Origin of the sequence: Mesorhizobium sp. M0621, from assembly GCF_040320745.1 — a bacterium.
GTDB lineage: Bacteria > Pseudomonadota > Alphaproteobacteria > Rhizobiales > Rhizobiaceae > Mesorhizobium.
Genome location: NZ_JAMYQF010000008.1, coordinates 42800 through 60676 on the forward strand (window position 1 = coordinate 42800; position 17877 = coordinate 60676).

The 17877-nt window shown below is 63.3% G+C and carries 17 protein-coding genes; 14 read left to right on the forward strand and 3 right to left on the reverse strand.

Going from position 1 to position 17877, the window contains the following annotated elements:
- Positions 1-35: 35 nt before the first annotated feature.
- From NKI38_RS07950 to NKI38_RS07975, 6 genes are all read left to right on the forward strand, one after another.
- Complete coding sequence (locus NKI38_RS07950; protein WP_352656217.1) at positions 36-869, forward strand: hypothetical protein; 834 nt, start codon at positions 36-38, stop codon at positions 867-869.
- A gap of 45 nt (positions 870-914) precedes the next feature.
- A complete protein-coding gene (locus NKI38_RS07955) occupies positions 915-1841 on the forward strand; it encodes a DMT family transporter (RefSeq protein WP_352656219.1) in 927 nt (308 codons plus the stop codon).
- Positions 1834-2037 (forward strand): hypothetical protein, encoded by a 204-nt coding sequence (locus tag NKI38_RS07960; protein WP_352656221.1) that lies wholly within the window; start codon positions 1834-1836, stop codon positions 2035-2037. The genes NKI38_RS07955 and NKI38_RS07960 overlap by 8 nt, the downstream gene beginning before the upstream one ends.
- 150 nt (positions 2038-2187) lie before the next feature.
- Positions 2188-2646 (forward strand): Ros/MucR family transcriptional regulator, encoded by a 459-nt coding sequence (locus NKI38_RS07965; RefSeq protein ID WP_352656422.1) that lies wholly within the window; start codon positions 2188-2190, stop codon positions 2644-2646.
- A 137-nt stretch (positions 2647-2783) separates the two neighbouring features.
- On the forward strand, positions 2784-4661 hold the full coding sequence (locus tag NKI38_RS07970; protein WP_352656223.1) for an ABC-F family ATP-binding cassette domain-containing protein: 1878 nt from the start codon (positions 2784-2786) through the stop codon (positions 4659-4661).
- A 240-nt stretch (positions 4662-4901) separates the two neighbouring features.
- Positions 4902-7010, forward strand: a complete 2109-nt coding sequence (locus tag NKI38_RS07975) for a molybdopterin-containing oxidoreductase family protein (protein ID WP_352656224.1) — start codon at positions 4902-4904, stop codon at positions 7008-7010.
- A gap of 24 nt (positions 7011-7034) precedes the next feature.
- Here the strand turns inward: NKI38_RS07975 and NKI38_RS07980 are convergent, their stop codons facing one another.
- The gene (locus NKI38_RS07980; protein WP_352656226.1) at positions 7035-8177 is read right to left on the reverse strand and encodes a flavin-containing monooxygenase; all 1143 of its coding nucleotides are present in this window, start codon (positions 8175-8177) and stop codon (positions 7035-7037) included.
- 76 nt (positions 8178-8253) lie between these two features.
- Positions 8254-8733 carry an Lrp/AsnC family transcriptional regulator gene (locus NKI38_RS07985; RefSeq protein WP_352656228.1) on the reverse strand — a complete coding sequence of 160 codons (480 nt, stop codon included), beginning with the start codon at positions 8731-8733 and terminating at the stop codon, positions 8254-8256.
- 218 nt (positions 8734-8951) lie between these two features.
- On the opposite strand from NKI38_RS07985, the gene NKI38_RS07990 reads away from it, so the two are divergent.
- The 8 genes from NKI38_RS07990 (at position 8952) to NKI38_RS08025 (ending at position 17309) form a co-directional block, all read left to right on the forward strand.
- Positions 8952-10160 carry a diaminopropionate ammonia-lyase gene (locus NKI38_RS07990; protein ID WP_352656229.1) on the forward strand — a complete coding sequence of 403 codons (1209 nt, stop codon included), beginning with the start codon at positions 8952-8954 and terminating at the stop codon, positions 10158-10160.
- Positions 10157-11383 (forward strand): Zn-dependent hydrolase, encoded by a 1227-nt coding sequence (locus NKI38_RS07995; protein WP_352656231.1) that lies wholly within the window; start codon positions 10157-10159, stop codon positions 11381-11383. The genes NKI38_RS07990 and NKI38_RS07995 overlap by 4 nt, the downstream gene beginning before the upstream one ends.
- An 18-nt stretch (positions 11384-11401) precedes the next feature.
- Positions 11402-12574: a M20 aminoacylase family protein gene (locus NKI38_RS08000; protein ID WP_352656233.1), complete on the forward strand. Its 1173-nt coding sequence runs from the start codon at positions 11402-11404 to the stop codon at positions 12572-12574.
- Positions 12575-13007: 433 nt separating this feature from the next.
- The gene (locus NKI38_RS08005; RefSeq protein ID WP_352656235.1) at positions 13008-13181 is read left to right on the forward strand and encodes a hypothetical protein; all 174 of its coding nucleotides are present in this window, start codon (positions 13008-13010) and stop codon (positions 13179-13181) included.
- 84 nt (positions 13182-13265) lie between these two features.
- On the forward strand, positions 13266-15359 hold the full coding sequence (locus NKI38_RS08010) for an ATP-dependent helicase (RefSeq protein WP_352656237.1): 2094 nt from the start codon (positions 13266-13268) through the stop codon (positions 15357-15359).
- Positions 15360-15370: 11 nt separating this feature from the next.
- Positions 15371-16195: a 4-hydroxy-tetrahydrodipicolinate reductase gene (dapB, locus tag NKI38_RS08015; protein WP_352656239.1), complete on the forward strand. Its 825-nt coding sequence runs from the start codon at positions 15371-15373 to the stop codon at positions 16193-16195.
- 394 nt (positions 16196-16589) lie between these two features.
- Positions 16590-16847, forward strand: coding sequence for a DUF680 domain-containing protein (locus NKI38_RS08020; RefSeq protein WP_352656241.1), 258 nt, complete (start codon positions 16590-16592; stop codon positions 16845-16847).
- A gap of 237 nt (positions 16848-17084) precedes the next feature.
- On the forward strand, positions 17085-17309 hold the full coding sequence (locus tag NKI38_RS08025) for a DUF680 domain-containing protein (RefSeq protein ID WP_352656243.1): 225 nt from the start codon (positions 17085-17087) through the stop codon (positions 17307-17309).
- A 47-nt stretch (positions 17310-17356) separates the two neighbouring features.
- On the opposite strand, the gene NKI38_RS08030 is transcribed toward NKI38_RS08025, so the two are convergent.
- Positions 17357-17866 (reverse strand): SixA phosphatase family protein, encoded by a 510-nt coding sequence (locus NKI38_RS08030; protein ID WP_352656245.1) that lies wholly within the window; start codon positions 17864-17866, stop codon positions 17357-17359.
- Between the last annotated feature and the right edge of the window lie 11 nt (positions 17867-17877).

Genomic DNA, 17877 nt, shown 5'->3' on the forward strand with positions numbered 1-17877 from the left:
TTTACCAAGTGTTGCCCCCATCCTGGAGAAGTACAATGAACGCCCATACCATTCCCGAACTGCGTTATGCGATGAGTCGCGAGGCCATTATCGGCCATGAAACCGCCTGGAAAGTGTCGAGTTTTGGCGTCGCGCAATATCTGCATGGCTATGACCCGGCACTGCTCGCCGCGATCGAGGAGGCTGCTCTGAAGCTCAAGGCCAGCCATGCCGTGCACAAGCACCTCGATCTGACCTTCATCACCGGGGCAGACCGTTTCATCCCCGAGATCAAGGAATTGCTGCATGACAAGCTGCGCCTGGAGCGGCTGTCCGACATGATGGGTACCAAGCTGGAGCCTTATCCGCTGTCGATCGTCGGCTCGACGGTCACCTTCATGAACCCCAAGGACGGCGCCGTGGAATGGCATTGCGATGGCGTTCCTGTCACTGAACTCATTCCACTGTCGATCAGCAATCCGCTGGTCGGCGGCCACCTCGAAATCTACTGCGACGACTCCGAAACCGGCCGCGCCATCCTCGAATCCGGCCGTGAGATCCCACGCAACCGTGTCATGCGCATCGATCACAAGATGAACTACGCGACGCTCGGGCAGTTCCTGGGCGTCCTGCATCGCACCGCCCCGATCCAGTTCGGTGAGCGCGTCACGCTGGTGCTCAACCAGCGCTCGGTGGCCAAACCCTATGTCGACGACAACCGCATGTTCTATCTCGCCGCCGACAACGACCACGACCGTGAATGGGTCAACGAACTGGCCGAAGACGTCTGGACCAACCAGCTGCCGGCCTATCGCCGGTTCGAGGCAGAGCATCCCGTGCCCGCCGCCGCCGACGCGCCGGTTCCGGGCGGAGCCAGGGAATCGTGGTAGCGAGCCACGATCCCGAAAGGTGGGACCCGGTTTTCGGACAGGATCATGGTCAGACACAGAGATAGAGCCCTATGCCGGACCTTTCGGCATGGGTCAGGCTCGATATCCGCGCTGGTCTTCGCTGCCGGCGCGGTGGCGTTGTGGTCGACCAATGCGCTGGTCGGCAAATCCCTGCTGGCCAGCCACCCGGTGTCACAGGTGCAGTTCCTGCAATTTGCAGGCGCCGCACTCGTCTTCGCCGCCATCCGGTTGATGAGCCGGGAAAGCGCCGCGCCGGTCGCGGCCGGGGCCGCGCTCGTGCCTCTCGGCGTCGGCTTCATCGGCCTCGTCGGCACCATGGTGCTGCAATACATGGCCTTCGCTTCGATGCCGGTGATCGAGGCCAATCTGGTGGCCTACACCTGGCCGTTGATGGTCGCGGCGGCGGTCATCGCCCTGGAAAATCCGCGGCGCCCGATACTGCTGGGCCTTGCCGCGGTGGTGGGCTTCGTTGGCGTTGCGCTGGTGATTTCGGGAGGGCGTAACCAATCCTGGCTCCAGGGCGATCTCGTCGGCTATCTCACCGCGTTCGGATCCGCACTGTGCATGGCCCTCTATTCGATCATGGTGGGACGGGTTGTCACCTCACCTGAACGCCTATTGCTGCCATCGGCGCTGATCGGTGTCGCCCTGACATTTCTGTGGTGCGTTCACGATGGTTTCACATGGCGCGTCGGCACGGACCTGGCTCTCGGCCTCTATCTCGGCGCCGGTCCGATGGGGTTGGGTTACTATTTCTGGTCGCGCGCCTTGAAGCTCGAAGGCAGCGGCAAGGTCGCGGTCGTGGCCTATCTCACGCCGATCGCTTCGACCCTGCTGCTGACCCTGTCCGGTGAACGGCTGACGATGACGGCCGTCGTCGGAGCCATCCTCGTCATCGGCAGTTGCGTGGCGGTCGGTGTGGAACGTTCGGAGGCCGAAAACCATGTTTGACGAAAATGAACGCCTGGCCATTCAGGAAGCGCATTGGCTGACCAAGGAATTTGGCGCCGAGGCGCCGCTTTACGCCGCGATGAAGGCCGAAAAAGCGATAGAACAGAGGGATTTCGGGCGTTGCGCCCGCTGGAAGCGTATTCTGGAGATATTGACCGATAGCCCTGACGCGAAGTCTGCTGGTTCGAAGTATTAGATTTTCTAATTTGCACAGCGTCGATTTCGCATGAAAGCTATTTCTGCCGATTCTTGATTCCTTGTTGAGACTTGGCGGTCCGTTGGGGGACGCGGGTAAAAAGATACATCGACATAAGTCTTCGCTGGGGTGGAGGATATTGTCGCAAATATGGTGAAAGAATTGTCAAATATCGATGATAAGACCGTTATCGAGCTGACGGCCGATATTGTCTCGGCCTATGTAGGCAACAATCCGCTTCCGGCTTCCGGTCTGCCCGAGTTGATTGCCAGCGTCAGCGCTTCGGTCCGCAAGCTCGCTGGTGCGGTTGTCGCGGAAACCCCAAATCTTGTTCCGGCAGTCAATCCGAAGAAGTCGGTGTTTCCCGACTATATTATCTGCCTTGAGGACGGAAAGAAATTCAAGTCGCTCAAGCGGCACCTGCGGACCGACTACGGCCTGAGCCCGGACGACTACCGGGCCAAATGGGGCCTGCCGCCGGACTATCCGATGGTTGCGCCAAACTACTCGGCGACACGGTCGGCTCTGGCTAAGTCGACAGGACTTGGCCGCAAGCCGGCAGCAGTGCCGGCCGCCGTTGCCAAAGCGAAGCGCAAGGCGACTGCCTGAAGCGCTGCCTGATCGGTAGGCGAGCCTCTGATCGACTTGCTTGACGGCGTTCTCGCGGGCGTCGTTTCGAGGCCTTGTGCGGCCAACTGGCCCACAAGGTCTTGCGAAGCGTTGATGTCCGGTGCAAAAGCGCGGCCATGCTGATCATCAATGACCTTTCGCTCCGGATGGCCGGACGCCTGCTTCTCGACCATGCCTCGCTAACCTTGCCGGCCGGCACCAAGGCCGGCCTTGTCGGCCGCAACGGCACCGGCAAGACGACGCTGTTCAAGGCCATCACCGGCGATTTCCCGTCCGAGACAGGCTCGATCAGCCTGCCGAAGAGCACCCGCATCGGCCAGGTGGCGCAGGAAGCGCCGGGCACCGAGGATCCGCTGATCGAGATCGTGCTCAAGGCCGATCTCGAACGCTCGGCGCTGCTCGAAGAGGAAAAGACGGCGACCGATCCGCACCGCATCGCCGACATCCATATGCGGCTGGCCGATATCGACGCCCACTCAGCCGAATCCCGCGCCGCCACCATTCTCGCCGGCCTTGGCTTCGATGACGCAGCGCAAAGGCGTCCGGCCTCGTCCTTCTCCGGCGGCTGGCGCATGCGCGTGGCACTTGCCGCGGTGCTGTTTGCCGAGCCCGACCTTCTGCTGCTCGACGAACCGACCAACTATCTCGATCTCGAAGGCACGCTGTGGCTGGAAAACTATGTCTCGAAATACCCGCACACAGTGCTTTTGATCTCGCATGATCGCGACCTGCTCAATCGCGCCGTCAACTCGATCGTCCATCTCGACCAGAAGAAGCTGACTTTCTGGCGTGGCGGCTACGACCAGTTCGAGCGCCAGTATACCGAGCAGAAGGAGTTGCAGGAGAAGGGCCGGGTCAAGCAGGAAGCCGCCCGCAAGCACATGGAATCCTTCGTCGAACGCTTCCGTGCCAAGGCCTCCAAGGCGAGACAGGCACAGTCGCGCATCAAGGCTCTGGAAAAGATGAAGCCGATCGCGGCCATCGTGAACGATTCGGTGCGGCCGTTCTCGTTCCCCGAACCGGTGAAGACGGTGGCCTCGCCGATCGTGGCCCTGAACAACGTCAATGTCGGCTACACCGAGGGACAGCCGATCCTCAAGAAGATGACATTGCGCATCGACGCCGACGACCGCATCGCACTGCTCGGCGCCAACGGCAACGGCAAGTCGACCTTCGCCAAATTGCTGTCCGGCCGGCTCAAGCAGGAGAGCGGCACCATGACGGTGGCGCCTGGGCTGAAGGTGGCGATCTTTGCCCAGCATCAGCTCGACGATCTCAGGCCGGATGAGAACGCCTATGAGCATGTCCGCCGGCTGATGCCGGAGGCCCCGGAATCGAAGGTGCGCGGCCGCGTCGCCCAGTTCGGCCTGACGACCGAGAAGATGAACACCGCCGCCAAGGATCTGTCGGGCGGCGAGAAGGCTCGGTTATTGATGGGCCTGTCGGCCTTCGAAGGCCCCAACCTGTTCATCCTCGACGAACCGACCAATCATCTCGACATCGACAGCCGCGAATCGCTGATTCATGCGCTGAACGAATTTCCTGGTGCCGTCATCCTGATCTCGCACGACCGCCATCTGCTCGAAGCGACCGCCGACCGGCTTTGGCTGGTCAAGGATGGTGCCGTCAGCCCGTATGATGGCGACCTCGAGGACTATAAGACGCTGGTCACCGGCGTGTCCGGCGACCGCCGCGGCAAGCGTGAGGCCGACAAGGCGTCAAAAGCCGATCGCCGCCGCGATGCGGCGGCGCGCCGCGCCGCCTTCGAACCGCTGGCCAAGGAAATCCGTGCCACCGAAGCGCTGATGGACCGCATCCGCAAGCGCATCGACGGCATCGAGGACGAACTGTCCAATCCGGCGGTCTACGAGAAGGATCCCTCGACAGCGACGCGGCTGGCCAAGGAGCGCTCGCAACTGGCCCAGACGCTGGCCGGCCACGAGGAAAAGTGGCTCAGCATGTCTGCCGAATACGAGGAAGGCACGGCGGAGTGAGTGCGTAATCTCCCCACCTGTGGGGGGAGATGCCCGGCAGGGCAGAGGGGGGCGCTGGCCCGCCAACCTGTCGGCCTTTTGCCCCAGCACCGCGCCGGTGTTGATCAGAGCAGGATCGTACCAAAAGTTGGCGATCCGTCGCGCCCCCCTCTGTCATGCCGGACATCTCCCCCACGTGGGGGGAGATTAGCCAATCATCTGGCCCTACACGCCGCCCCCCAAACCCGCTAGACAAATGCCATGAACCAGCACGCCAAGCTCCGCATTGGCCATTCGGCCTGTCCGCATGATTGCCCGTCGACCTGCGCGCTCGAGGTCGAACTGCTCGACGGAAATCGCATCGGCCGCGTCCATGGCGCCAAGTCCAATAGCTACACGGCCGGTGTCGTCTGCGCCAAGGTTGCCCGTTACGCTGACCGCGTCCATCATCCCGACCGTTTGCTGAAGCCGCTGATCCGCGCCGGCGCCAAGGGCGACGGCGCCTGGAAAGAAGCGAGCTGGGAGGCAGCACTCGACCTCGTCGCCGAAAAATTCATCGCGGCCGAGGAAAAATACGGCTCGGAGACAGTCTGGCCCTACTATTATGCCGGCACGATGGGACTGGTGCAGCGCGACGGCATCGACCGGCTGCGCCACGCGAAAAAGTATTCCGGCTTCTTCGGTTCCATCTGCACCAACCTGGCCTGGACCGGCTGGATGATGGGGGCGGGCGCTTTGCGTGGTCCCGATCCCCGCGAGATGGCGAAATCCGACTGCGTGGTGATCTGGGGCACCAACGCCGTGGTCACCCAAATCAACGTCATGACCCACGCCATCAAGGCGCGCAAGGAGCGCGGCGCGAAAATCGTTGTCATCGATGTCTACGAGAACGCGACGATGAAGCAGGCCGATCTCGGCCTGGTGTTGAAGCCAGGCACCGATGGCGCGCTGGCGTGTGCTGTCATGCATGTGCTGTTTCGCGACGGCCTCGCTGACCGCGCCTATCTTGAAAAGTACACCGACGACCCGAAGGGGCTGGAGGCCCACCTGCGGACGCGCACGCCGGATTGGGCGGCTGGTATCACCGGCTTGACGGTCGCCGAGATCGAGGCCTTCGCCCGCCTCGTCGGCACGACCAAGAAAACCTATTTCCGCCTCGGCTATGGTTTTGCGCGCCAGCGCAATGGCGCCGTCAACATGCATGCCGCGTCGTGCATCGCGGCTGTCACCGGCAGCTGGCAATATGAGGGCGGCGGCGCCTTCCATTCCAATTCCGGCATCTTCAAGCTCAACCAGGATGTGCTGGAAGGCACCAAGATGCGCGATCCCTCGATCCGTTATCTCGACCATTCGCGCATCGGCCCGGTGCTGACCGGAGCCAGCGATGCGCTTTACGGCGGGCCGCCGGTGACGGCGATGCTGATCCAGAACACCAACCCGGTGAATGTCGCGCCGGAACAGCGGCTGGTCACCCAGGGCTTCCTGCGCGACGATCTGTTCACCTGCGTGCATGAGCAGTTCATGACCGACACGGCCAAGCTCGCCGATGTCGTGCTGCCGGCGACGATGTTTCTGGAGCACGACGACGTCTACAAGGGCGGCGGCAACCAGCACATAACGCTCGGCCCCAAGCTGATCGAGCCGCCGGAAGGGCCGCGAACCAACCATTTCGTCATCGAGGAATTGGCTGAGCGCCTCGGCGTCGCCGACCGTCCGGGTTTTGGTCTCACCGAGCAGCAGCATATCGACATCATCCTTGGCAAGCGCGGGCTGGGCAGCTTCGACAGCTTGAAGGAAGACAAGTGGGTCGACCTGCAGCCGGATTTCGACACCGCGCATTTCATCAAGGGATTTGGCCATGCGGACGGAAAATTCCGCTTCCGCGCCGACTGGACCGGGCAGGCGGCGCCCAACCGGCCGCCGAAAAGCATGGGCCTGTTCGGCCCCGTCGAGAGGCTGCCGGAATTTCCTGACCATGTCGACCTGATCGAGGTCGCCGACGAAGCACATCCGTTCCGGCTGACGACGTCGCCGGCGCGCAACTTCCTCAACTCGACCTTTTCGGAGACACCGGTGTCGAAGGCCAGGGAAGGTCGCCCGGAACTCCTCCTGCACCCCGACGACGCCGCGGCGCATGGGCTGGCCGACGGAGACCGCGTCGAGGTCGGCAATCAGCGTGGCGAGGTCGTGCTGCACGCAAAACTCTTCGACGGTCTCAAGCGCGGCGTGGTCATCGCCGAAGGCATCTGGCCAAACAGCGCCCATGAGCGCGGCGAGGGCATCAACGTGCTGACCGGCGCCGATGCGCCCGCGCCCTATGGCGGTGCCGCCTTCCACGATAACAAGGTCTGGTTGCGCGCGGCAAACTGAGAACTCAGCTCGTCTCGCGCCAAATCATACCGGCAGGATTTCAGCCGCCTTCTTTCGGTCTCGCCGGAGGCGGATGTCGTCGGCAATCTGCTCTGCCTCGATCGAGATTTCGCGCAGCAATCCGGTGACCGGATTGTGAAAGCCGATGAGATAAAGACCGAGGTCCGAAGCGCTCGCATTGACGCCGCTGCGGCCCGGCTGGACGCCGGGCTCCAGCAGCTTGGCATAGCCCGGCCGGAAGCCGGTGGCGAAGATGATCGCGTCGAACTCGCCATGCCTGCCGTCGACAAAACGGGCGCCTTGTTCAGTGATCTCGACAATGTCGGGTGCGACCTTGATCGCGCCTTCGCGGATCTTGCGGATGGTGCCGACATCGATCGTCGGAATGCGCGACGAGAGCGCGATCTGCTGCAGCATTCCTTGCTGTGGCCGCCTGAGCCCGTATGTCTCCAGCCTGCCCAACGCCAGATCGAGGATGATGGGGAACAAGGCATCGTTGATGCGTTGCGGCATCAGGCGCGCCGCCATGCCGATCATCTGGATGGGCACGCCGAGCAGCTCGCGCGGCACGATATGGACGCCGCCGCGCACCGAAATCGTCGGTCGCGCACCGCCTTCCACCAGGTCGAGCGCAATCTCGGCGCCGGTATTGCCCATGCCGACGATCAGCACCGACTGGCCGGCAAAAGGCATGGCGTTGAGATAGTCGGCGCTATGCAGGCTTTTGCCCCTAAAGCCATCGGCGCCGGCAAATCTGGGCATCAGCGGCTCTGCGTTGTTGCCCGACGCGATCACGACGTTTGAGGCGTGCAAGGGGCCTGTTGTCGTGTCCACGAGCCAGCTTCTGCCTTGCCGGGTTATCGCCCGCACCGCTTCTCCAAATCGGGGCCGCAGATCGAAACGTTGCGCATAGGCATCGAGATATGCGGCGAAGAGATCGCGAGGTACATAGCGCGGATAGTCCTTGGGAAAGGGCACGAAGGGCAGCGAGGAATAGCGTTTGGTCGTGTGCAGGTGGACGCGCTCATAGTGGCGTCGCCAGGCGGGCGCGGACTGCTGCTCTGTTTCGAGGAGGACGAAGTCCTGCCCGGCCTGTCGCAGGCACGCGGCAATAGCCAGGCCCGCCGGCCCGGCACCGATGATCGCAACTGGGGTGGTGTCGTCCAAGCGCGCCTCCGCCAACAAATTCGCTTCCGGAGAATGGCAAAAGCATGGCAGCCGGAGCCTGCCACGCCAGCAATTTTCAGCCGGGCAAGGGCACCGTCAGCCCGACCTTGACCCGGTCCATGGCAACGAAAGTGCGGAACTTCCGGACATTGTTGCTGTCGAAGAACAGTTTTCGCGTCAGCGCCTCATAGGCGCCCATGTCGGCCACCGTGATGACCAGGATGAAATCGGCCTCGCCGGTGACGTAGTAGCATTGCTGGATTTCAGGGGTCGCCGAGAATTGCTGCTTGGCCGCGTTGATCAGTTCGGCGCGTTCGCTCTCGAGTTCCACCTCGACGAAGATGGTGATGGGCTGGCCGACCGCCGCCGGCTCGATGATCGCGACATTGCCGGCAATGACGCCGGTTTGCTCCATGCGCTTGATACGGCGCTGCACCGCCGGCGCCGACAGGTTGACCGCTTCGCCGATCAGCCGCTGCGGCGTCGTGTTGTCGCGTTGCAGGACGGCAAGGATGGCGAGATCGAAACTGTCGAGCGAGGGTGGCGATACAGGCAATGGAGATATCCCCGCGAAACAAACTTGCATTTAGGAGGCCCTGTTACAGCGCTCTTTGCGCCGATACTGCAATATATTCTCGCTGAAAGTCAGAGCATGATGCCGAAAAGTGTCAAGCGGTTTTCGGACGACATCATGCTCTATCTCTTTGATTTAGAGACGGATTCAGATTTCAGGCCGATTCGGCCTGAAATCATCCGGCTCTAGGGAGGCCGCCAGTGTTTCTGCTCAACGGCAATGCTTTGCATCACCTGCCACTCGATCCGGCCGATGCCGATACCCTTGGTGTGGCTGGCGCCGACACAGTCGAGCGTTTTCTTGCCCATCGCGACAATCACCTGGTGACGCCGCTGCATGCGCTGCCGGCGCTCGCCGCCGAACTCGGGCTGGGGGCCATCCATATCAAGGATGAGGGCTTTCGCCTCGGCCTCGGCAGCTTCAAGGCGCTGGGCGGCGCCTATGCCGTCTTCCGCCTGGTGCTGGAGAAGGCAAGCACCAGGCTTGGCCGGCCCGTCGATGTGGCCGATCTCGATCGGCCGGATGTGCGGACCATCGCCGCGACGATAACATTTGCCTGTGCGACCGACGGCAATCATGGCCGCTCGGTCGCGCAAGGCGCCCAACTCGTCGGTGCGCGGGCGGCTATCTTCGTTCACGCCGGCGTCAGCGAGGAGCGCATCGCGGCAATCGCCCGTTATGGCGCCGAGATGATCCGCGTCGATGGCAATTATGACGACTCGGTCAGGCAGGCTGCTCAGGTTTCGGCCGAGAAGGGCTGGACCGTGGTCTCCGACACTTCGTGGCCGGGCTACGAGCGCATTCCCGGCCTCGTCATGCAGGGCTATACGGCGATCGTGCGCGAGGCGCTGCGCCAGCTCCCTCGGACGCCGACCCATGTCTTCGTGCAAGCCGGCGTCGGTGGCATTGCCGCCGCGGTGGCCGGCCATCTCGCCATCGTGCTCGGTGATGCCAGGCCGACCCTCATTGTGGTCGAGCCGGCGCGTGCCGCCTGTGTTTTTGCAGCCGCCCAGGTCGGGCGCCCGGTCAAGGTCGCGCACGGCCGGCCGACGGTGATGGCCATGCTTGAATGCTACGAGGCCTCGCCGGTCGCCTGGCGGGTGCTGGCGCGTGCCGCCGATGCCTTCATGACGGTCGGTGAAGACGACGCCATCGCAGTGATGCGGCGGCTGGCGCGGCCGGGTGCTGGCGATCCGGTGATTGTTGCCGGCGAAAGCGGCGGCGTTGGCCTTGCCGGCCTGATCCGGGCGGTGGCCGAGAACCGGGCCGAGCTTCAACTCGGCGGCAAATCGCGGGTGCTGGTGATCAACACCGAAGGCGCCACCGATCCCCACCGCTATGCCGAACTGGTCGGCATGAGCCCGGTCGATGTGCTGGCCGGTAAGATGACAGCCGAGGCAACGTCATGATCGCAATCGATGCACAGCGCCTGCTTGGCCATATCCGTGAACTCGGTGCCGTCGGCCGCGACAGTGAGGGCAGGCTGATCCGGCTGGCCGCCTCCGACACCGACAAGCAGGGCCGCGACCTGTTCGTCGGCTGGCTGCGGCAGGCCGGGCTCGATGTCGCCATCGACCGGGTCGGCAACATTTTCGGTATCTGGCAAAGCCCGGAAAACACCGGGCAGGCGCCGCTGCTCATCGGCTCGCATATCGACACCGTCATCGATGCCGGCATTTATGACGGCTGCTACGGCGTGCTTGCCGGGCTGGAGGTGATCGAGACGCTCAAGGCATCAGTCTTTTCGCCGTCGCGCCCGGTCGCGGTTGCCGCTTTCACCAATGAGGAGGGCGTGCGCTACACCCCCGACATGATGGGTTCGCTGGTCCATGCCGGCGGCATCGATGCCGAAACGGTGCTGGCGGCCGTCGGTACCGACGGCAGCGTGCTTGGGCAAGAACTCGCCCGCATCGGCTACGCCGGCGACCGGGAACCCGGCTTCCTCAAACCGTATGCCTATCTCGAACTGCATATCGAACAGGGGCCGGTGCTGGAGCGCGAAGGCGTGCCGATCGGTGCGGTGGAGAATCTGCAAGGCATCTCCTGGCAACGCGTCACCATCGACGGTGTCGCCAATCATGCCGGCACCACGCCGATGTCGATGCGCAGCGATGCCGGCCACGCCGCCGCCCGTGTCATCGCCTTCCTGCTCGATCGGGTCCAAGCCTCGAATGCGCCGACGGTGGCTACCGTCGGTACGATTCGCTTCGAGCCAAATGCCATCAACGTCATTCCCTCGCGCGCCGTCTTCACCATCGATCTGCGCGACCCCGACGAACAGCGCCTGCAGGCGGAGGAGGCGGCACTTGCGGCCTATCTCGAGCAGCTTGCTCTCACCGAGAAGATGACGGTCTCGGTGGAGCAACTGGCCCGCTTCGAGCCAGTGATCTTTGATATCAGCATCGTCGAGCGGATCGAGACCGCCGCGAAAGACCGCGGCCTTGGCGTCAAGCGGATGACGTCCGGCGCCGGTCACGACTCACAGATGCTGGCGCGCATCGCTCCGGCAGCGATGATCTTCGTGCCGAGCGCCGGTGGCATCAGCCATAGTCCGCACGAGCACACCGGAGATGCAGAGCTTGTTGCCGGCGCCAACATCCTGCTTGATGTGGTCGCGCAACTGGCAAAGTAGGTCAGGAGGGGCAGAAGAATGTCTGAACTCGATCGTGACGCGCTGAAGCAGGAGATGATTTCCTGGCGGCGTGACCTGCACGCGCACCCGGAATTTGGCTTCGAGGAGAAGCGTACCGCCGCCTTCGTCGCCGCCAAACTGCGTGAGTTCGGCCTCGACGATGTCACCGAAGGCGTCGGCGGCACCGGCGTCGTCGGCACGCTGAAGCGCGGCAGCGGCAACCGGGCGATTGCGCTTAGAGCCGACATGGATGCGCTGCGCATCACCGAGCAGTCGGCCGCGCCCTACCGTTCCGGCAATCCCGGCTTCATGCATGCCTGCGGCCATGATGGCCACACCACCATGCTGCTCGGCGCGGCAAAGCTGCTGGCCAGCGAGGGCGGTTTCGACGGCACCGTACGCTTTATCTTCCAACCGGCCGAGGAATGGGGCAGGGGCGCACTCGCCATGCTCGACGATGGCCTGATGCAGCGCTTTCCCTTCGACGAGATCTTTGGCCTGCACAACATGCCCGGCCTGCCCATCGGGCATTTCGAGACCCGAGCCGGCCCGATCATGTCGGCCGAGGATATCTTCGAGATCGTGCTGAAAGGGCTCGGTGGTCATGCCGCGCGACCGCATGCGGGGAACGAGACGCTGGTCGCCGCCTGCGCGCTGGTGACCAACCTGCAGACCATCGTCTCACGCCGGCTGAGCCCGGCCGACATAGCGGTGGTTTCGGTGACCGAGCTGATCACCGACGGCACCCGCAACGCTCTACCCGGTCTCGCCCGCATTCTCGGTGATGCGCGCAGCTTCCGCCCCGAGGTCAGCGCCGAGATCGAGCGGCAGATGCGCATCGTCGCCGAGGGCACCGCCGCCGCCTACAACGTCACCGCCGAGGTCGAGTACAGCCGCGAGTTCGTGCCGCTGCGCAATGATGCTGAACTGGTCGATGCCGCGTTCGCGGCCGCAAGAGACGTCTTCGAGCCCGGCAATATCGCTGTCGCCCGCGAGCCGATGACCGCCTCCGAGGATTTCGCCCGCTTTCTCGATCATGTGCCGGGCTGCTTCGTTTTCCTCGGCAATGGCGAGGCTTCCGCGCCGCTGCACAATTCCAGCTACGACTTCAACGATGACGGGCTGTTGTTCGGCACGAATTTCCACGTCGCCCTAGTCAGGCAACGACTCGGTGGCGAAGCCGGGAGATGATCGCGGGTTGCCGCGCTCGCCGCTGGCCCAAACACCATGGGTATTGCCAGCCAGCTCGCGGTTTTAAACTCCTCAAGGAATTGCAGGGATGATGGTCAAGACACGCTTGGCCGGCGATAGGCCGCTTGTGCGGGTCGGTACGCTTTTAACGCAAACAATCGACCGATGACGCAAGGGAAAGACTCAGCTAACCTCTACGGTGCGGCGGACCTAATTATCCGCTTGGCCGGCGCTTCATTCTTCCTCCCAAGCGGCGCCGGCCTTCTTCTCCCAAACGCCCTCTTTGCTGACGCGTCTCAAGGAATGCATTACCGAACGTGCGCGTTGGTGGAAGCGTCGCCGCCCCTCGATTTTCTTACCGCGCGCCTGAACATAGGCAAAGGGAACCAAATGCCGTCTCCTCGGTTGGTCCTGCTCCAATGGAGTTGCAGCCATGTTCCGTCTGCTTATCGCCGGCGCTTTGGCCTATGTCGCCTATCGTATCGCCAGGAAGATGGTCGAAGACGTGCCCGATACAGTCGACCCGCTGCTGTTGCCGCCGTCGAAATATGATCGCGAGACCTTGCGTCGGCAATCAGCCGCTATGGGTGTCGATCCGCAACGCTAGGCGCGATCCGTTTTCCTCGGTTTGTGGGGCCGATCTGCTTCGCATCGACGTTGCGAACAAAGCAGAAACGATGCTTGATGGGCGATGAACCTCGCCGCCGCTGATTCGACCTTTCGGGAACCGACCATCCAGCCTGCCTATCTCGCGCGGCTGAACGACGCCCAGCGCCAGGCCGTCGAGCATGGCGACGGCAAGATCGCCGGTCCGTTGCTGGTCATTGCCGGCGCCGGTTCGGGCAAGACCAACACGCTGGCGCACCGGGTCGCCCACCTGATCGTCAAGGGTGCCGACCCGCGCCGCATCCTGCTGATGACCTTCTCGCGCCGCGCTGCGTCCGAAATGGCCAGGCGTGTCGAGCGCATCGCCGGCGAAGTGCTCGGCCGTGATGCCGCTGTCATCACCGATGCGCTGACCTGGGCCGGCACCTTTCACGGCATTGGCGCGCGGCTGCTGCGCGACTATGCGCTGGAGATTGGCCTCGACCCGGCCTTCACCATCCATGATCGCGAGGATTCCGCCGACCTGATGAACCTGGTACGGCACGAGCTCGGCTTCTCGAAAACGGAAGCGCGTTTCCCCACCAAGGGCACCTGCCTTGCCATCTATTCGCGCGCCGTCAACGCGCAGGCGCCGCTTAACGAGGTATTGGGATCTGCCTTTCCCTGGTGCGCCGGCTGGGCGGAGCAACTGAAGCAATTGTTCGCCGGTTATGTCGAGGCCAAGCAGGCGCAGAACGTGCTCGATTACGACGATTTGCTGCTCTACTGGGCGCAGATGACGGCCGAACCTGAAATAGCGGCCCATCTGAGCGGACGTTTCGACCATGTGCTGGTCGATGAATACCAGGACACCAACCGCCTGCAGTCCTCGATCCTGCTGGCGCTGAAACCCGACGGCGCCGGGCTGACTGTCGTCGGCGACGATGCGCAGTCGATCTATTCGTTCCGCGCCGCCGAGGTGCGCAACATCCTCGACTTCCCCAACCAGTTCGCGCAGGCCGCCGATGTGGTGATGCTGGAACGCAACTACCGCTCGACCGAAACCATTCTCGCCGCCGCCAATGCCGTGATCGGCGAGGCCTCGGAGCGCTTCACCAAAAACCTGTGGTCGGAGCGCAAGTCGACCGACAGACCGAGGCTGGTGACCGTGCGCGACGAGGTCGAGCAGGCCAATTTCGTCTGCGATACGATCCTGGCCGAGCGCGAAGCCGGGACAGTGCTGAAATCCCAGGCGGTGCTGTTTCGCGCCTCTCACCACAGCGGACCGCTGGAGATCGAGCTGACGCGGCGCAACATTCCCTTCGTCAAGTTCGGCGGCCTGAAATTCCTCGATGCCGCCCATGTCAAGGACGTGCTGGCGGTGCTGCGCTTTGCCGAAAACCCGCGCGACCGTGTCGCCGGTTTCCGCGTGCTGCAATTGATGCCGGGCATCGGCCCTTCGGCCGCCGCGCAGGTCGTCGAGACCATGACGACGGCGCTCGATGAAGCGATGGGCCTGGCCGGCTGGCGCCCGCCGCAACGCGCGGCCGATGACTGGCCGGGCTTTGTCTCGCTCTATTCCGGCCTGCGGGCGGGCTCCAAATGGCCGGCCGATCTCGAACAGATCAGGCTGTGGTACGAGCCGCATCTGGAACGCATCCACGAGGATGCGACGACGCGCAGGGCCGACCTGTTGCAGCTTGAGCAGATCGGGTCGGGCTATGCGTCGCGTGAACGCTTCCTGACCGAACTGACGCTCGACCCGCCGGACGCGACCAGCGACCAGGCCGGCCCGCCGCACCGTGACGAGGATTATCTGATCCTGTCGACCATCCATTCGGCCAAGGGCCAGGAATGGAAGAATGTCTTCGTGCTCAACACGGTCGACGGCTGCATCCCGGCCGATCTCGGCGTCGGCACCAAGGAAGATATCGACGAGGAGCGCAGGCTGCTCTACGTGGCGATGACGCGGGCCAAGGACAATCTCAACCTCGTCATGCCGCAGCGCTTCTTTCCGCACGGCCAGGCGGCGCGCGGTGACCGCCATCTCTATGCCTCGCGCACCCGCTTCATCCCGGCTTCGATCCTCGCTGCGTTTCAGCAAGTATCATGGCCGAGCGCGCAAGCGGCGCAGGGCAGGGCGGCCCGGCCTGAGGTGCGCGTCGACATCGGCGCGCGCATGCGCGGCATGTGGAAATAGTTTCTGGCGCCATGCCCCAACCACCGATCAGGATAGCCCTCGCGGGCGCGCTGGGCCGCATGGGCCGCGAAATGGCGGACGCCCTGCGGGGCGACGCGCGGCTGACGCTCGCCGCCTGCTTCCACCGGTCGGACAGTGTCGGCGAAGGTCTGGTGAGCCGCGACGAGGCGCTTGCCATGGCCGAAATCGTGATCGATTTCACCACGCCGGCTGCATCGGCCGACCTGGCCAGGATTTGCGCCGAGCGTGGCGGGCCGGCCCTGGTCATTGGCTCGACAGGATTCAGCACCGCTGAGTTGGCGACCATCGTCGCTGCCGCGAAAACCATCGCCATCGTGCGCTCCGGCAGCTTTTCGCTTGGGCTCAACATGCTGGCCGGATTGGTCGAGCAGGCGGCGAAGGCGCTCGATCCCGACGACTGGGATGTCGAGATTGTCGAGGCGCATCATCGCCACAAGATCGATGCGCCATCGGGAACGGCGCTGATGCTGGGGCAAGCCGCAGCCGGCGGGCGCGGCATCGACCTGGAGACGGTCGCAAGGCGGGTCCGCGACGGCGTCACCGGCCCGCGTCCAGCCGGCGAGATCGGCTTTGCGGTGATGCGTGGCGGCAGCATCATCGGCGAACATAGCGTCAGCTTCTGCGCCGAGGGCGAGACCGTGACCCTGTCGCATGCGGCCGGCGACCGCATCATGTTCGCCCGCGGCGCCATCGCCGCCGCACTCTGGGTGGCGGGACGCCCGCCCGGCGAATATGACATGCGCGACGTGCTGGGACTGAGCGACCCGTTGGGTGTGCCACGACAGGGTGGCGTGTCACCGCATGACCGCCGATAGGGCCGGTTTGTCGTCCCGGTTGGTTGTTCGGATCCATACCTCGTCCGCGCCGACATCGCAAAAAAGAACTCCGGAGCGGCCAAATAGGTTCAAATCGAACCGATCGGTTCGTTTTCTGTTGACGGACCGTGCAGCGCGTTGTGAACGCCGGCTCGGTGCATGGTCGCGCCCGGCGGCGGGTAATGTATGTTAACAGATTGATTTTAAATGATAAAATTGTGACCGCCGAGGCTATTTGTCGAATTTCAAGGGCCGAAATCACACAATCCGTGGAACATCTTCGTGATTGGAATCCGGAGCCGGGAAAACCCATCTCGGGGTGGTCCGACCGACGCGAAATTCCTCCCAAGGGCACGCACTAGACGGACAGAACAGAGAACCATTGGAGTAAAAAATGACCAAGATCGCACTCACCGCCGCCGCCATTCTCGTTGCCACGGGCACCGCTTTCGCCGGCAGCGACAATTACGGCTCCTACAACGCCAACCAGCCGGTTCCCAATCAGTCGACTTCGAGCCAGTCGATTTCGGGCCAGTCGACTTTCAACATCGACACCACGCACACCGGCTCGATCCTGAAGCCCTCGAAGGCACAGGGCGACGCCAACGCCAAGGTGGCGCCTGAGTCTGGCCGGGGCATCTGGGGCCGCTAATCCAGTCAAGTCTTGACTACAAAGAGCGGTGGGCTTGGCCCGCCGCTCTTGTTTTTTGTGCTTCAGGGACTCGCAGCCTGCGGCGCCGGCTTGAGCAGCGATCTTCGCAGTCGGCAAAAACATTCCGCGTCCCAAAACATTCCACATCCGGGAATAGAACCGGACTGCCCAGGGTCTTGTTCTTAGCGGGACCGTCCTCCCAAGGCGCCGCCTAACGCAAGAACCAGGAGACTTGAAATGAACAGAATTGCTCTCATTGCCGCCGTCATCCTCGTTACCACGGGCAGCGCCTTTACCGGCAGCGATCACTACGGATCCGGCAATGCCAACCAGCCTGTTGTCAGCGTCGATCATGCCGTCACCGGCTCGGTCAGGACCATGGATATGGCCAAGCACAAGGCGACCGATGCCAAGATGAAGACCAACTGGCCCGAATCCGGTCAGGGTATCTGGGGCAACTGACGCCTCGAGCGGGTGCGCGGCAGGCTGCCCGCCACCTGTCTTGCACTCTAGCCCAGATCCTTCGGCCGCAGACAATGTGTCAGCCGGGCACAAGACAGGGCCGACCAGTCGCCCTCGAAAACGAAGCGCACGAGGGCTGCTGTCGGGAATTTTTCCTCGAGCTTCTTGCGCGCCTTGGCCTCCGACCCTGGCCCGGCAAGCTGGTTGGCCAGATCTTCCAGACCCGGATTGTGTCCCACCACGAGCAAGCTGCCGTCCGACGGATCGACCTGACGAATCTGGCTTAGAATATCTGCCGCTGAAGCGTCGTACAGTGCCTTGACGAATACCACCTTGGGATGCGCAGGCAGTTCCGCCGCCACCAGCCGCCAGGTGTCGCGAGTGCGCAATGCCGGTGACACCAGCGCCAGTTCCGGCAGCCAGTCGCGCGCCGCAAGTTCGCGCCCCATCAATTGTGCCGCCTTCAATCCACGGTCGGCGAGTGGACGGTCGAAATCATCGAGTGCCGGATCGTCCCAACTCGATTTGGCGTGGCGAAGCAGGAGAAGCTGTTTCATCACCACGCTCT

Bases quoted from the DNA above. Each gene is read 5' to 3' on its own strand.
- NKI38_RS07950 (WP_352656217.1), top strand. From the start codon at position 36: ATGAACGCCCATACCATTCCCGAACTGCGTTATGCGATGAGTCGCGAG.
- NKI38_RS07955 (WP_352656219.1), top strand. From the start codon at position 915: ATGGTCAGACACAGAGATAGAGCCCTATGCCGGACCTTTCGGCATGGG.
- NKI38_RS07960 (WP_352656221.1), top strand. From the start codon at position 1,834: ATGTTTGACGAAAATGAACGCCTGGCCATTCAGGAAGCGCATTGGCTG.
- NKI38_RS07965 (WP_352656422.1), top strand. From the start codon at position 2,188: ATGGTGAAAGAATTGTCAAATATCGATGATAAGACCGTTATCGAGCTG.
- NKI38_RS07970 (WP_352656223.1), top strand. From the start codon at position 2,784: ATGCTGATCATCAATGACCTTTCGCTCCGGATGGCCGGACGCCTGCTT.
- NKI38_RS07975 (WP_352656224.1), top strand. From the start codon at position 4,902: ATGAACCAGCACGCCAAGCTCCGCATTGGCCATTCGGCCTGTCCGCAT.
- NKI38_RS07995 (WP_352656231.1), top strand. From the start codon at position 10,157: ATGATCGCAATCGATGCACAGCGCCTGCTTGGCCATATCCGTGAACTC.
- NKI38_RS08000 (WP_352656233.1), top strand. From the start codon at position 11,402: ATGTCTGAACTCGATCGTGACGCGCTGAAGCAGGAGATGATTTCCTGG.
- NKI38_RS08005 (WP_352656235.1), top strand. From the start codon at position 13,008: ATGTTCCGTCTGCTTATCGCCGGCGCTTTGGCCTATGTCGCCTATCGT.
- NKI38_RS08010 (WP_352656237.1), top strand. From the start codon at position 13,266: ATGAACCTCGCCGCCGCTGATTCGACCTTTCGGGAACCGACCATCCAG.
- dapB (WP_352656239.1), top strand. From the start codon at position 15,371: ATGCCCCAACCACCGATCAGGATAGCCCTCGCGGGCGCGCTGGGCCGC.
- NKI38_RS08020 (WP_352656241.1), top strand. From the start codon at position 16,590: ATGACCAAGATCGCACTCACCGCCGCCGCCATTCTCGTTGCCACGGGC.
- NKI38_RS08025 (WP_352656243.1), top strand. From the start codon at position 17,085: ATGAACAGAATTGCTCTCATTGCCGCCGTCATCCTCGTTACCACGGGC.
- NKI38_RS08030 (WP_352656245.1), bottom strand. From the start codon at position 17,866: ATGAAACAGCTTCTCCTGCTTCGCCACGCCAAATCGAGTTGGGACGAT.